We start from the raw sequence: 13,731 nt of genomic DNA on the forward strand, positions 1-13,731 counted from the left end.
AACCGTCAGAGCTCGGACGACGATTCGGGGTCCGCACCCCGGCGCGCGACGGCGTTCCAGGCCGCGTATCCGGTGGTGAACCCCAACGCGATCGACATCATCGACACCAGCATCACCGTGATCGCGCCGCTGGCCTGCCCCGATGCCAGCTGAGCGAGCCCGATCATGCCGATCGAACTGGGCACCAACAGCCAGAACCCGGGGGCCAGCATCACCTGGGCCACCGGTGTCATCGACAGCCTGCTGAGCGCCAGCGCGGACAGGATCAAGATCAGGCCGCCGCCGAAGCCGCTCATGTACCCGCCGAATACCGCGTTCGTCAGCAGCTGGGCGCCGTACGCGGTGAACAGCACCAGCGTCAGCCACGGGGCGAAACCGCGCGGCGGCCCCAGGTGCAAGGTGATCCCGACGGCGTAGACCGCCACCCCCACCCAGGGCGCCCAGCTGCCCAGCGTGTTGACCTCGACGTCGGCGAGTTCCGACCAGGTCAGCCCGAGCAACTGGACGGCCAGCAGGATGCCCAGCGCCAGTTGCGCCAGCCGCATCAGCCCGCCCATCAGGCGCGCCGACCCGCTGACCACCTCACCGGTCGACGACTCGATGACCGACAGCGTGATCGCCACCCCCGGCAGGAAGAGGGTCAGTGGCGCGATCAGTACCCGCAGACTGTCATGGCCCATGTGCAGGAGCCGCCCGAGGCTGAACGCGACATAGGTGACGACGAAGGCGCTGAGCACCGGGAGCAGCTGTCGCACCGCGGCGTTCCTGCGGGTCAGCAGCTCCAGCAGTCCCACGAACAGCCCGAAAACGGTCGCGGCGACCAGCGACACCACCGTCGGTTGCAGGATCAATCCGTATGCGGCGCTCTGCAATCCGTAGCCGATGACGCCGACCCAACCGGGAAAGCGGCGGGGCAGCGCATGCATGCGGTCCAGCTCGGCCAGTCCCTGGACCGGGTCGAGCCGACCGGCCTGGGCCTGCTCCACCAATTCGCCCAACGGAAAGGTCTGGTCATAACGCAACGTCGCACCCCGCACCACGGTGGTGTGGTGCCGGTCGCCGGCCTGGATGAAGTTCGGCAACACGAGCACCGGGCAGTCGATACCTTGGCGCGCGGCCACCCGCTCCAGGGCGTGGCGGACCATCGGCACCGGATAGTCGGCGCTGAGCATCGCCGACCCGAGCCGGGCGATGAACTCGACGGCGACGGTGTCGTCAGACACCGCGGTCACGATCCGGCCGGGGATGAGGACGGGTCACGGCTGGAAATCTACTTGAGCAACCGCGACATTCTGCGATCCGCGAGCACTTTGCCGCCGGTCTGACAGGTCGGGCAGTACTGGAACGACTTGTCGACGAAGGACACCTCGGCGACGGTGTCCCCGCACACCGGGCACGGCAGCCCGGTGCGGGCGTGCACCCGCAGCCCGGAGCGCTTCTCCCCTTTCAGGGTCGCCGCCTGCTGGCCCACCGAACGCGTCACCGCGTCGGTGAGCACCGAGGACATCGCATCGTGCAGATCGGCCAGCTGCGCATCGGAGAGCTTGTCGGCGGTCGCGAACGGCGACAGCCTCGCCACATGCAGGATCTCGTCGCTGTAGGCATTCCCGATACCGGCGATCACCTTCTGGTCGGTCAGAACGGTCTTGATGCGCCCACCGTGACCGGCCAGCGCCTGATGCAGCCCGTCGACATCCAGTTCCAGCGCATCGGGTCCGAGACCGGCGATCTGCGGCACGTCCATCGGGTTTCTCACCACCCACACCGCCAACCGCTTCTGGGTGCCGGCCTCGGTCAGATCGAAACCGTGCCCGTCACCCAGATGCACGCGCAACGCGATGGGGCCCTTACCCGGTTTGAGCGGGGTCGGGGCCAGCTTGTCCGACCAGCGCAGCCAGCCGGCCCGCGACAGGTGGGTGATCAGGTACAGCTCACCGGCCTGCAGGCCAAGGTATTTGCCCCACCGAGCGGCACCGGTCACCTCGGCACCGTGCAGGGCGGTCACCGGCGGGTCGAAGGTCTTCAGTACCGACAGGGCGGCGATGTCAACCCTGCCGATCACCGTGCCGACGGCGTGCCGGCGCAGGTGATCGGCGAGCGCCTCCACTTCGGGCAGTTCAGGCATCTCACCAGTGTGACTCGAGAGGACCCGCGGTGAGTGCCGTTATCGGCGCGCAGTGCGGTGGTTCGCCGGCGCGCCGCCGCATCGCCGGCAGCCGGCAGTCACGGTGGCCATGGCCTGCGGCAGCGGCTGAACTGTTACTGCACAGCCCTTTTCGCGTCTCCGGCAACCAGCGACAGCAACCAGCTGACGAACGACAGCACGATCGCGGCCCAGATCGCCGTCCACCAGAAGTCGTCGATGAACAGGCCCCAGTGGGTGGTGTGCTCGGTGATCCAGGAGGTGATCCACAGCATCAGCGCGTTGATGACGATGTGGATGAGGCCCAGGGTCAGAATGTAGAGCGGTATCGAAATGAACTGCACGATCGGCTTGATCACCGCGTTCACGAGTCCGAACACCACCGCGACGACGAAGATGATGCCCGCCCGCTCGATGGCGGAGTCGCCGCCGAGGATGCTGACACCGGGCACGATCAGCGTCACCACCCACAAGGCGACTCCGGTCAGTGCGGCGCGCAGCAGAAAGTTCATGCCGCTGCCTCACACGCTCGGCTGGGCCATGTCGAAAGTCGATTCGCTCCGCACGCTGCGCTCATGCGGTTCAGTCTGCCGTGCGCAGCAGGTAGATGTCCATGATCCAGCCGTGCCGTTCCCTTGCCGCGGCACGTATTTCGGCGATTCGGTCACCGACCTCACCCACCGTGCCGTGCACCAGCAACTCGTCGGGCGTGCCGAGGTAGGCGCCCCACCAGATGCGGGTGTCCGCAGGAGTGCCCAGGAATGAACATTCGCAGTCGAGCATCACCACCGCGGCGCCGCGGACCCCCTCATCACGCAGCCGCCGGCCGGTGGTGATGAGCACGGCTTCGCCGATATCGTTGAGCGGAATGCGATGTCGGGCGGTGAGCGCCTGGATGGCGGTGATGCCGGGGATGACATCGAACTCGAACTCCACATGTTCGGCGACACGGTCCAGTATGCGCAGCGTGCTGTCGTACAGCGACGGGTCACCCCAGGCGAGGAAGGATCCGCATGCGCCGTCGGGCAGCTCGGCCTCGATCGCCTGCGCCCACAGCCGGGCGCGGGCGGCGTGCCAGTCGCTGACGGCCTGCTCGTAGTGGACATCGGTGGCGCGGGTGGGATCGGGCAGTTCGACGAACCGGTAGCCGGGCTGCTCGATGAACCGTTCACAGATGTGCCTGCGCAGCGCCACCAGATCGTCCTTGGCATCGCCCTTGTCCATGGCGAAGAACACCTGCGTGTCGTTGAGCGCCGAGATGGCCTGCGCTGTCACGTAGTCCGGGTCACCCGCACCGATACCGATCACATGAATTCTGCGCACCCGCGAAGGCTAGCCGCATTGTCGACCGCGGAAATTACCCAGTACCGCAGGTATTGACTACCGCTGGTATCGGCCGTAGCTTCAAGGCTCACGCACCATGCGAGGGAGTCGACGATGACAGCTTCGGTGAAGGCACAGACGACGCGCGCGGAGTTCGCGGAGCGCCTGCTCAAGGGATCGGTGCGCAAGTCCTATGCGCCCGTCGTGGACATCGACTGGGACGCACCCCTGGATCCCGACAAGTTCTACCTGCCGCCGCGGGTGGTGTCGCTCTACGGCACCCCGCTGTGGGAGGCGATGAGCCGGGCCGAGCAGATCGAACTGTCCCGCCAGGAACTGGTGAACACCCTCTCGGCGGGCATCTGGTTCGAGAACATCCTCAACCAGGCACTGCTGCGCAAGATGATGCATCAGGATCCGACCGCACCCACCACCCATTACGAGCTGACCGAACTCGGCGACGAGACCCGGCACATGGTGATGTTCGGCAAGGCCATCGCCAAGGTGGGCGCCGACCCGGTGCGGCCCAAGCTGTATCAGCGCATCATCATCAACGCGCTGCCGTTCGCCTTCCGCGGCTCCGCGCTGTGGGTGGCCGCGCTGATCGGCGAGGAGATCTTCGACGCGCTGCAGCGCCAGATGTCCGACGATGACGAATTGCAGCCGATGGTGCAACGGCTCATGCGCATCCATGTCACCGAGGAGTCCCGGCACATTCAGTTCGCCCGCGACGGGCTGCGCAAACGCACGCCGCAGATGTCACGACTCAAGCGGGCCTGGATCGGAAACATCAACGGCGTCGGCGGTCCGTTCTTCCGTTTCCTGTTCACCAATCAGGTGCAGTACCGCCGGGTCGGCCTGGACGGCCGGGCCGCGCGGCGGATGGCACGCCGCTCCCCGCACCGCCACGAGGTGCAGATCGCCGGCTTCGCCCCGCTGGCCTCGTTCCTGGAGGAGGTCGGGCTGCTGGGCCCGATCGCGCGGCGGATGTGGCGGCGCAGCGGGTTCCTTCCCGGTGGCGCGGTGGCCCCGGCGGGCCGCACCGAGATCGTCGCTGCCGAGGACGACGATCTCTACGACGGGCCCGCCACCATCGACGGTCGGGTGGCCCGGGTTCGCCTGGCTGGGCACCTCGATCCGATCGATGGCCAGTACCACTGGCGGGGAACGGTTTTCGACACGCTGCCCGATGACGCGCGCAACCCGATGACGGTGACGATCGAGCGCCGGTCCGCGTCGGCGAGGTTCACCGAACGCAGCCAGCAGGGTGGTTACTCGATCACCGGTGTCGGCGTCCCGCCCTTTGCGCGGTAGGCCGCCACCAGCATCGCCACCGCGAACACACCGCCGAGCACAATCGGACATTGCGGGTGAGCCACGGTCGGCGGGGCCGGGAATCCGGCCGGGATCTCGGCACCCGCCCATCCTCCTCACCGGTTCCGCGCCGCAGAACTAGAACGTGTTCTAGTATCGGCGTCATGCGGTTCACCTATGCGGAAGCCATGACCGACCCCAAGTACTACATCCCGTTGGCCAAGGCCGCCGACGAGGCCGGATACCACGGGATGACCATCGCGGACAGCGTCGCCTACCCGCAGGTGTCGGACTCCAAGTATCCCTACACCGAAGACGGCAACCGCGAATTCCTGGACGGCAAGGCGTTCATCGAGACCTTCGCGCTCATCGGGGCGTTGTCCGCGGTGACGACGAAGCTCCAGTTCAACGTCTTCGTGCTCAAACTCCCGATCCGGCCGCCCGCGCTGGTCGCCAAGCAGGCAGGTTCGCTGGCGGCCATGTTCGACAACCGGCTCAACCTCGGCGTCGGCACCAGCCCATGGCCGGAGGACTACGAGATCATGGGCGTCCCGTACGCGCGACGCGGCAAGCGCATGGACGAGTGCATCGATGTCATCCGGGGGCTCACCTCCGGGGACTATTTCGAATACCACGGCGAGTTCTACGACTTCCCCGCCTTCAAGATGACTCCGGCCCCGACGAAGCCGATCCCGATCCTCATCGGTGGGCACGCCGATGCGGCGCTCAAGCGGGCCGCGCGCAACGACGGCTGGATGCACGGCGGCGGCGATCCCGCCGAACTCGACCCCTTGCTGGCCAAGCTGAAGAAGTACCGGGAGGAAGAGGAGCGCATCGGCCTGGCCGACGAGTTCCAGATCCACGTCATCTCGATCGACGGTTTCACCCTCGACGGCGTCAAGCGCCTGGAGGACAAGGGCGTCACCGATGTCATCGTCGGCTTCCGGATTCCCTACATCACCGGGCAGGACACCGAGCCACTGGATGACAAGATCCGCAACCTGGAGTGGTTCGCGGAGAACGTGATCGCCAAGGCCAACGGCTAGACGCGCTCGTCGATCGCCGCCGCGCTGAGCACCCGGTCGAGCACGATGGCCGCGGTGCCGACGGTGGCGGACCGGTCGCCATGGGTTGCCGGACGCACCCGCAACGCACTGGTGGCCTGGGCGGTCGCGTTGCGGTACAGCGTCTCTCGCAGCCCTGCCACGAAAATCTCGTGCACGCCGGCCATATCGCCGGCCACCACGATCGACGCCGGGTTGAGCAGGTTCACCGCTGGCGCGATGCCCTCCCCCACGTACCGTCCGCTGTCGCGGACCATCCGGCGCGCCTCGGGGTCGCCGTCGTGGGCGAGTTCGGCGACATCACGCAGATGCCGCACCGGGCGCCCCTGCTGCTGCAGTGCCCGCACGATCGCCCAGCCGCCGGCGATCGCCTCCAGACATCCGGTGTCACCGCACCGGCATCCAAGGCCCGCCGCGGCGGCAATCTTGTTGTGCCCGAACTCACCGGCGGCCTGATCGGCACCGCGCAACAGCACACCGCCGGCGATGATGCCCGCGCCCAGACCACTGGAGGCCTTGAGCACCAGCACATCGTCGTCGCCACCACGTTCGGCGAGTGCGATGGCGTTCGCGTCGTTGTCGAGCACCACCGGCTGGCCCGAAAGTCGGTGTAGTGCACCGAGATACGGCCGCAGGTCCACGCCGTCCCAGCCCCGCAGGATCGCCGATCCGCAACTGCAGCCACGTCCGGCGTCGACCGTCCCGGGCAGGCTCAATCCCACCCCGTAGACCGACGCGCCGGGAAACTGTTCCAACAGCACGTCGAGGCCTTTGACCACGTCGGGCATCAGATCGTCGGGCCCGAGCGCCACCTCGGAGTCGATATCGGCCAGCGCCAGCACGGCACCGGCAAGATTGCACACCGCGAGCCTGGTGCGGCTGATACCCACGGCCACCGACAGCACCACCCCGGCATCGGCGTTGAAGCTCAACTGGGTCGCCGGGCGGCCACCGGTCGAGGCGGCCGGCTGGCATTCGATGACCAACCCGGTGTCCAGCAGCGCGGTCAGCCGGGACCCGACGGCGGTGCGGGACAGGCCGGTGCGGGCGCTGATCTCGGCGCGGGTGATCTGCTGGCGCCCCCTGATCAGGGCAAATATCTCACCGACGCTGGTCACGACCTCGATTCCACCACGAAGACGTAAGTTTCGCCACTTTCGACCAAAAAATGCAAAACTAGTTTGTGGATACGACGTAAGTCGCCATAGGCTGGCCGCGTGACACCCAGCGTCGAACGCCCCACCCGCCCGCAGTCGGTCATCGCCACCGACCCCACGGTGCGCTGGCTGGCCGTGTTCGCACTGGCGCTCGGCGGCTTCGGGATCGGCACCACCGAGTTCGTCGCGATGGGTCTGCTCCCGGACATCGCGGCAAGTTTCGGGATCAGCGAGCCGACCGCGGGCCACGTCATCTCCGCCTATGCCCTGGGCGTGGTCATCGGCGCACCCACCATCGCCGCACTGACGGCCCGGCTCCCGCGCCGCGCGCTGCTGCTGGCACTGATGGCGGTGTTCACGGTCGGAAACCTGGCCAGCATGGTCGCGCCGTCCTATCTCACGCTGGTGATGGCGCGGTTCGTCGCGGGCCTACCGCACGGCGCGTTCTTCGGGATCGCCGCCCTGGCGGCCGCCCATCTGATGGGACCGCAGAACCGGGCCAAGGCCGTCGCCCATGTGCTGTCCGGGTTGACGATCGCGACGGTGCTCGGCGTGCCGATGGCCTCCTGGCTGGGCCAGTCGCTGGGCTGGCGCAGCGCGTTCGGACTCGTCGTGTTCATCGGCGTGCTCACCATGACCGCGCTCTGGTTCTGGCTGCCCGACCAGTTGCGCACCATGCACGTCAGCAGCCCGCTGACCGAGCTCGGCGCACTGCGCCGGCCGCAGGTGCTGCTGGCCGTGCTGGTCGGCATGATCGGCTTCGGCGGCATGTTCGCCGTCTACACCTACATCAGCACCACCATGACCGACGTGTCCGGGCTGTCCCGCACGCTGGTTCCGGTGGCGCTCATGGTCTTCGGTCTCGGCATGGTCGTCGGCAACCTGGCCGGCGGGCGGCTGGCCGATGTCTCGGTGATCCGCGCGCTGTACCTGTCCCTGGGCCTGCTGGGCGTGCTGCTCGCGGTGTTCGTGGCCGCAGCGCACAACCCGTGGACGGCGCTCCTGGTGCTGTTCGGCATCGGCGCGGCCGGCTCGGCGGTCGGCCCGGCACTGCAGACCCGGCTGATGGACGTCGCCCAGGACGCCCAGACACTGGCTGCCGCGCTGAACCATTCCGCGCTCAACATCGGCAACGCGACCGGCGCCTGGGTCGGCGGATTGGTGATCGCCGCGGGTTACGGCTACACCGCGCCGGCCGCGGCGGGAGCCGCGCTGGCCGTGGCCGGCTTGGGAGTTCTCACCGTGTCGGTACTGCTGGGCCGGTCCGTCAGTCCTCGATGACGTGGATGGCGGCCTCCTCGGCCGAGGCCGCACCACCATCGATGCCGACATCGCTGCCCAGCAGCTCGGACTCGACGTCCTCGCCGAAACCGGCGTCGGGTGCCACCAGACGACCCGAGCGGCGGGCACCGACCTCGTCGTCGCCGAACTGCTCATCGGGCACTGCATCGGCGTCGCCCAGCGCGGGATCGGGCTGCTCGTCGGCCAGTCGTTCGTCCAACGACTCGTGCTCGCGGGGCTCCTGCCAGCGCTCCGGCGGCGAGTATCCCTCGTCGAGCAGGTCATCGACACCGCGGTCGAGCAGGGTGTCCTCCTGGGGCAGCTGGTCTTCGTCGTCGATGCTGTAGCCCTGGGATTCTTCCGGCGTCTCTGCACTCATGCCACCACGCTACCGCCGATGCGGGTACCCGCGAGGCCGCGCGGGCGACAGATACCGTCACCCCGCAGCGCGTTTGAGCGTGTTGGCGATGGCATCGATGGGAGCCGTCGCGTCGATCGCGCGCTGCATGCGTCGCGCCGCCCTCCGATACCGGTCATCGCGGAGCACGTGATCGACGGCCGCGCGGATCGCCGCGGCCGTCGGCGTCGAGGTGCCCAGGTCCACCCCGACGCCGGTGTGGTCGACCCGGGCGGCCACCTCCGCCTTGTCGGATGTTTCGCCCGCGACCACCAGCGGCACGCCGTGGCTCAGCGCGTAGTGCACCCCGCCGTAGCCGCCGTTGGTGACCATCACATCGACATGCGGCATCAGGGCCGAGTACGGCAACCAGTCGGCGACCCGCGCATTCGCCGGTATCGCGGCGCTCAGTCGCGCGTCGGGACGCGCGGTGGTGACCACCACCAGCAGGTCGTCCCGATCGCCGAGGGCCGCCATGGTGGGCGCGATCAGCTGATCCAGATCGGTGTTGTCGAATGTCCCCTGGGTGACGTGCACCACCGCACCGGCCCGCTGCACATCGGGCCACCACGGCGGTAATGCCCTGTCGCCCTTGTACTTTGCCGCCAGTACCGGTCCCACGAAATCCACTGTGGGCGGCAGGTCCGAGCGCGGGTATTCGAACTCGCGGACCGACAACGCGACCACCGCGTCGGCCAATCGCGGCCAGTCACTGATGAACACCGGGCTGCGGCGGGACCCGGCGCGGCGCAGCGCGCGATCGAACCTGCGCTGACTGCCGCGCATGATGAGGCGGTGCGCGACGGCCGTCATCGGCCGGTAGTCGACGCCGGCTTCGGGCTGCCATGCCATACCGAAGGGCGGGACGTCGGCACTGGAGAGGGTCAGCGGGCCGACGTTGCATACCACCACCGGCGGGCGGCGGCCGTCCTGCAGCAGCAGCGGCACCGCCCCGGTGAACGTGACATCGGCCAGCACGGCGTCGAAACGGCTACTGCGCAACGCGGCACGCAGGGCACGGTCCTCGCCGCAGAGCGGTTTCGCGAAGACGCTGTCCAACTCTGCGCGGCCCAGCCAGAACCGGCGCAGCTGCACCGGAGCGCGGCGCAGCAGGGCGGGCGCCGCCGACGGCGGATCGATGTGGACATCATCGGGCAGGGTCATGGCGGGCAGCCCGGCCCGCCGCGCGGGCTCGACGAATCCCGGGCCGGTCAGCAGGGTGACATCGTGGCCGAGTGCGCGCAGACCCGCGCCGATGTCGATCATCGGCAGCACATGACCGCGGATCGGACTGACGGCAAGCAGGTATCGGGCCAATCCTCTTCCTTCGCTCGGTGGGTATCTGTGCCCCGGTCCTCAACCGCTCAAACCGCCGATGATCATAGCGGCCGCAGCCCGCGCTGCAGGGCCCCGGAGAAAGCGCAAAACTGGATGCTTAACCGCCGGAAAAAGGGGTACAAATGGGTCTGATGGCAGCACGAACCGGGGCCGCTACCCAGCCACCTGTAGCCGGCTCGACAGATTCTGCGTGGCTCACGCCGCTGCGCGCGGACGTGCTGGCCGCGGTCACCGAGTTTCTCGACACGCGGTGCCGCGACACTCTGCGCGGGGCCCACGTCGACATCGCCGAGGACGTGCTGCGCGGCCTGCTGGCCGAGGGCAAGTGTGTGCGCTCCAGTTACCTCTATCTCGGCTGGCAGTGCGGGGCGCCCGTCTCGGCCGCGACGGTCCGGGCGGCGGCCAGTCTCGAACTTCTGCACGCGTTCGCGTTGGTGCAGGACGACGTGATGGACGAGTCCGATATGCGGCGCGGCCGCCCGAGCGCCCATCGCGCGTTCCAGCGATGGCATCAGGAACGTGGGCTGCCCGGATCACCGGCCCGCTTCGGTGAGTCCGCCGCGGTGCTGCTCGGTGACCTGTGCCTGGTGTGGGCCGAGCAGATGCTGCGCGAGAGCGGGGTGGACGGTGCCGCACTGTCGCGCGCCTGGCCGCGCTATGACGCGATGCGCACGGAACTGGCGGTCGGCCAGTTCGCCGACCTGGTCAACGACAGCGCCGGGTTTCCCAGCCTGACCGATGTGCTCGACGTCGCACGCCGCAAATCGGGCAACTACACGGTCCGCCGGCCGCTGGAGATCGGTGCCGCCCTGGCCGGATGTGACGACGCCGTGCTCGATGTGCTCGGCCGCTATGGCGAAGCCATCGGCGAGGCCTTCCAACTCCGCGATGATCTGCTCGGTGTCTTCGGTGCGCCGGCGACGACCGGCAAGCCGACCGGGACCGATCTCATCGCGCGCAAGGCGACCACCGTGGTGGTCGCCGGATACGAACTTGCCTCTGGCGCCCAGCAGCGTCAGTTCAAGGAATTCATGACGGCCGACCATCTCGGCTCCGATGACGTGACTCGGTGGCAGGCCCTGATCAAAGAGGTGGGAACGGTGCAGTGGATAGAGAACATGATCGTTGACCGAGTCAACGCGGCGGTCGAGGTACTGAGCAGCCTCGGCCCCGCCGACGTCGCGCCCGACGCCCGATCGGCGCTGATCACGATGGCCTCGGCCTGCACTGAGCGGACAGCCTGATGCGCACCGTGCCCGGGCGCACCGAACATGTGGTCGTGGTGGGCGCCGGCCTGTCCGGACTGTCGGCGGCGCTGCATCTGGCCGGGCGGGGACTGCGGGTCACCGTCGTGGAGCGCGGATCCCACCCCGGTGGGCGGGTCGGCCGTGCCGACGTCTCCGGCTATCACATCGACACCGGTCCGACCGTCCTGACGATGCCCGACATCATCGACGAAACCTTTGCCGCTGTCGGAGATCTCACCGCTGAGCGCCTCGACCTGATGCCCGTCGAACCGGCCTACCGGGCGTCCTTCGCCGACGGCAGCAGCCTCGATGTGCACAGCGATGCCACCGCCATGGCCGCCGAGATCGAGCGCTTCGCCGGCCGCGCCGAGGCCGAGGGCTATCTGCGGATGCGCGACTGGCTGACCCGGCTGTACCGCCTCGAATTCGACGGATTCATCGCCGCCAACTTCGAGTCACCGCTATCGCTGCTGACCCCCCAATTGGCCAAACTTGCCGCCATCGGCGGGTTCCGGCGCTGGGAGCCGATGGTGCGCCGGTTCATCACCGACGAACGCCTGCTGCGGGTGTTCACCTTCCAGGCGCTCTACGTCGGGGTACCACCCAAGCGGGCGCTCGCCGCCTACGCCGTCATCGCGTACATGGACACCGTGTCGGGGGTGTACTTTCCGCGCGGCGGCATGCGCGCACTACCCGACGCGCTCGCGGCCGCAGCCACCGATGCCGGGGTCGAATTCCACTACAACGCACGGGTTTCCGAGTTGGAACGGTCCGGATCACGAGTGACCGCGGTACGCACCGAAGCCGGTGAGCGGTTCACCGCCGACGCGGTCATCCTGACCACCGAGCTGCCCGACACCTACCGGCTGCTCGGCCGCACACCACGGCGCGCCGTCCGGCTCCGGCCGGCACCGTCCGCCGTGGTGGCTCATATCGGCTGCCGCGCAGCATCTCCCGCAGATGCCGCCTCACATCACACGATCCTGTTCGGCGACGAGTGGGACCGGACGTTCGACGAGATCATCGATCAGGGCCGCACGATGGTGGACCCCTCGCTGCTGGTCACCCGCCCGACCGCCGGCGACCCCGCCCTCGCGCCCGACGGACGCGACCTGCTCTACGTCCTCGCCCCCGCGCCCAATACCGCGGTGGGCGGCCTGGACTGGGACGCCCGTCGCGACGACTACACCGCCGACATGCTGGACACGGTCACCAGGCGGATGCCGCACCTCGGTGCGGATCCCGAGATCCTGCACGTCGTGACGCCGCAGGACTGGGCGCGCCAGGGGATGATCGCGGGCACCCCGTTCGCGCTGTCACACACCTTCGGCCAGACCGGGCCGCTCCGGCCCGGGAACACGGTGCGCGGTATCGACAACGCGGTGCTGGCCGGGTCCTCCACGGTGCCCGGCGTGGGTATTCCGACCGCCATCGTGTCGGGTCGCCTCGCCGCCGACAGAATCACCGGGGTCGTATCACCGGCCCGCCAGCAGATTGTGACGCGATGATGGGGGCCGGCACATGATCCACTCCGAACTGGACGCGGCGGGCGTACAAGGTGCGCAGCTGCGTGCCGCCTACCAACGGTGCCGGGCGCTCAATGCCGCGCACGGCAAGACGTTCTTCCTGGCGACGCGGCTGCTCTCACCTCGCCAACGCCCGGCCGTGCATGCGCTCTACGGTTTCGCCCGGCGCGCCGACGACGTGCTGGACGGTTTCGACGACCGCACGACCGCCGCGCGCGCCGACGAGTTACAGGGCCTGGCCGATGCCCTGCACAGCCGGCTGGTGCTCGACCGGGTGGAAGGTGACGACCCGGTGCTCGATGCCGTCGTCGACACCGCGCGCAATTACGGGTTGGACTGGCAGCTATTCGACGATTTCCTGGCCTCCATGCGGATGGATCTGACCGTCACGGACTATCCCGACCGCGCCGCGCTGGACAGGTACATGTACGGCTCCGCCGAGGTGATCGGGCTGCAGCTGCTCCCTGTGCTGGGCACGGTCGTCCCCCGCGAGGAGGCGGCACCACATGCCGCCGCCCTCGGAAAGGCCTTCCAGCTCACCAATTTTCTGCGAGACATCGACGAGGACCTGACCCGTGGAAGGGTGTATCTGCCCGCCGATGAGCTCGCCGCCCACGGTGTGGACCGCGATGTGCTGAGCTGGTGCCAGCAGAACCGGCGCACCGATCCGCGGCTGCGCGCGGCGCTGGTCGAGCAGCACGCGATGACCCGGCGGATCTACGAGCACGCCGAACTGGGTATCGCGATGCTGGAGCCGCAGTCCCGGCCCTGTATCCGGGCGGCGCTGACGTTGTACTCGGAGATCCTCGACTGTATCGAGGAGATGGACTTCGAGGTCTTCAGCCGCCGGGCCACCGTGTCCAACCGCAGACGCCTGCAGGTGGCGGGTCGGGGATTGATCGACGCCTGGCGCGCCCGCGCCCGCCACGGGGAGGCCTGAG

At 68.4% G+C, this 13,731-nt stretch carries 13 protein-coding genes and 1 pseudogene; 6 read left to right on the forward strand and 8 right to left on the reverse strand.

Going from position 1 to position 13,731, the window contains the following annotated elements; translation table 11 throughout:
• Positions 1-5: 5 nt before the first annotated feature.
• The 5 genes and pseudogenes from A7U43_RS24510 to cobF form a co-directional block, all read right to left on the reverse strand.
• A complete protein-coding gene (locus tag A7U43_RS24510) occupies positions 6-1,223 on the reverse strand; it encodes a threonine/serine exporter family protein (RefSeq protein ID WP_068003681.1) in 1,218 nt (405 codons plus the stop codon).
• Between the two features lie 47 nt (positions 1,224-1,270).
• The gene (locus A7U43_RS30425; protein WP_231963720.1) at positions 1,271-1,744 is read right to left on the reverse strand and encodes a zinc finger domain-containing protein; all 474 of its coding nucleotides are present in this window, start codon (positions 1,742-1,744) and stop codon (positions 1,271-1,273) included.
• A 183-nt stretch (positions 1,745-1,927) separates the two neighbouring features.
• Positions 1,928-2,125 (reverse strand): annotated as a pseudogene (locus A7U43_RS30430) (DNA-formamidopyrimidine glycosylase family protein); the annotation flags it as partial.
• 134 nt (positions 2,126-2,259) lie between these two features.
• On the reverse strand, positions 2,260-2,655 hold the full coding sequence (locus A7U43_RS24520) for a phage holin family protein (protein ID WP_068000168.1): 396 nt from the start codon (positions 2,653-2,655) through the stop codon (positions 2,260-2,262).
• Between the two features lie 70 nt (positions 2,656-2,725).
• On the reverse strand, positions 2,726-3,466 hold the full coding sequence (gene cobF, locus A7U43_RS24525) for a precorrin-6A synthase (deacetylating) (protein WP_068000171.1): 741 nt from the start codon (positions 3,464-3,466) through the stop codon (positions 2,726-2,728).
• A 114-nt stretch (positions 3,467-3,580) separates the two neighbouring features.
• On the opposite strand from cobF, the gene A7U43_RS24530 reads away from it, so the two are divergent.
• Both A7U43_RS24530 and A7U43_RS24535 read left to right on the forward strand, forming a co-directional pair.
• Positions 3,581-4,780: a diiron oxygenase gene (locus tag A7U43_RS24530; protein ID WP_068000178.1), complete on the forward strand. Its 1,200-nt coding sequence runs from the start codon at positions 3,581-3,583 to the stop codon at positions 4,778-4,780.
• A gap of 164 nt (positions 4,781-4,944) precedes the next feature.
• Positions 4,945-5,826, forward strand: coding sequence for an LLM class flavin-dependent oxidoreductase (locus A7U43_RS24535; RefSeq protein ID WP_068000180.1), 882 nt, complete (start codon positions 4,945-4,947; stop codon positions 5,824-5,826).
• On the opposite strand, the gene A7U43_RS24540 is transcribed toward A7U43_RS24535, so the two are convergent.
• Positions 5,823-6,962 (reverse strand): ROK family transcriptional regulator, encoded by a 1,140-nt coding sequence (locus A7U43_RS24540; protein WP_082902296.1) that lies wholly within the window; start codon positions 6,960-6,962, stop codon positions 5,823-5,825. The two genes, A7U43_RS24535 and A7U43_RS24540, sit on opposite strands and share 4 nt — an antisense overlap.
• A 99-nt stretch (positions 6,963-7,061) precedes the next feature.
• Between A7U43_RS24540 and A7U43_RS24545 the strand changes: the two genes are divergently transcribed.
• Positions 7,062-8,282, forward strand: a complete 1,221-nt coding sequence (locus tag A7U43_RS24545) for an MFS transporter (protein ID WP_068000182.1) — start codon at positions 7,062-7,064, stop codon at positions 8,280-8,282.
• Here the strand turns inward: A7U43_RS24545 and A7U43_RS24550 are convergent.
• Together A7U43_RS24550 and A7U43_RS24555 are read right to left on the reverse strand one after the other, a co-directional pair.
• A complete protein-coding gene (locus A7U43_RS24550; protein WP_068000184.1) occupies positions 8,269-8,661 on the reverse strand; it encodes a DUF5709 domain-containing protein in 393 nt (130 codons plus the stop codon). The two genes, A7U43_RS24545 and A7U43_RS24550, sit on opposite strands and share 14 nt — an antisense overlap.
• 57 nt (positions 8,662-8,718) lie before the next feature.
• The gene (locus tag A7U43_RS24555; protein ID WP_197499914.1) at positions 8,719-9,996 is read right to left on the reverse strand and encodes a glycosyltransferase; all 1,278 of its coding nucleotides are present in this window, start codon (positions 9,994-9,996) and stop codon (positions 8,719-8,721) included.
• A 152-nt stretch (positions 9,997-10,148) separates the two neighbouring features.
• On the opposite strand from A7U43_RS24555, the gene A7U43_RS24560 reads away from it, so the two are divergent.
• Genes A7U43_RS24560 through A7U43_RS24570 form a run of 3 tightly spaced genes read left to right on the forward strand, consistent with a single transcriptional unit; the run spans position 10,149 to position 13,730 of the window.
• Complete coding sequence (locus A7U43_RS24560; RefSeq protein ID WP_068003687.1) at positions 10,149-11,261, forward strand: polyprenyl synthetase family protein; 1,113 nt, start codon at positions 10,149-10,151, stop codon at positions 11,259-11,261.
• Complete coding sequence (gene crtI, locus A7U43_RS24565; protein WP_068000185.1) at positions 11,261-12,772, forward strand: phytoene desaturase family protein; 1,512 nt, start codon at positions 11,261-11,263, stop codon at positions 12,770-12,772. The genes A7U43_RS24560 and crtI overlap by 1 nt, the downstream gene beginning before the upstream one ends.
• A gap of 13 nt (positions 12,773-12,785) precedes the next feature.
• Positions 12,786-13,730 (forward strand): phytoene/squalene synthase family protein, encoded by a 945-nt coding sequence (locus A7U43_RS24570; protein ID WP_068000186.1) that lies wholly within the window; start codon positions 12,786-12,788, stop codon positions 13,728-13,730.
• Position 13,731: the final 1 nt, after the last annotated feature.

It is taken from the genome of Mycobacterium adipatum (genome assembly GCF_001644575.1).
GTDB classification, from domain to species: domain Bacteria; phylum Actinomycetota; class Actinomycetes; order Mycobacteriales; family Mycobacteriaceae; genus Mycobacterium; species Mycobacterium adipatum.

What these genes read in the sequence shown, in the direction of transcription:
- A7U43_RS24560 (WP_068003687.1), top strand. Translation starts at nt 10,149, where the DNA reads ATGGCAGCACGAACCGGGGCCGCTACCCAGCCACCTGTAGCCGGCTCG.
- A7U43_RS24535 (WP_068000180.1), top strand. Translation starts at nt 4,945, where the DNA reads ATGCGGTTCACCTATGCGGAAGCCATGACCGACCCCAAGTACTACATC.
- A7U43_RS24530 (WP_068000178.1), top strand. Translation starts at nt 3,581, where the DNA reads ATGACAGCTTCGGTGAAGGCACAGACGACGCGCGCGGAGTTCGCGGAG.
- A7U43_RS30425 (WP_231963720.1), bottom strand. Translation starts at nt 1,744, where the DNA reads ATGGACGTGCCGCAGATCGCCGGTCTCGGACCCGATGCGCTGGAACTG.
- A7U43_RS24550 (WP_068000184.1), bottom strand. Translation starts at nt 8,661, where the DNA reads ATGAGTGCAGAGACGCCGGAAGAATCCCAGGGCTACAGCATCGACGAC.
- A7U43_RS24520 (WP_068000168.1), bottom strand. Translation starts at nt 2,655, where the DNA reads ATGAACTTTCTGCTGCGCGCCGCACTGACCGGAGTCGCCTTGTGGGTG.
- A7U43_RS24570 (WP_068000186.1), top strand. Translation starts at nt 12,786, where the DNA reads ATGATCCACTCCGAACTGGACGCGGCGGGCGTACAAGGTGCGCAGCTG.
- crtI (WP_068000185.1), top strand. Translation starts at nt 11,261, where the DNA reads ATGCGCACCGTGCCCGGGCGCACCGAACATGTGGTCGTGGTGGGCGCC.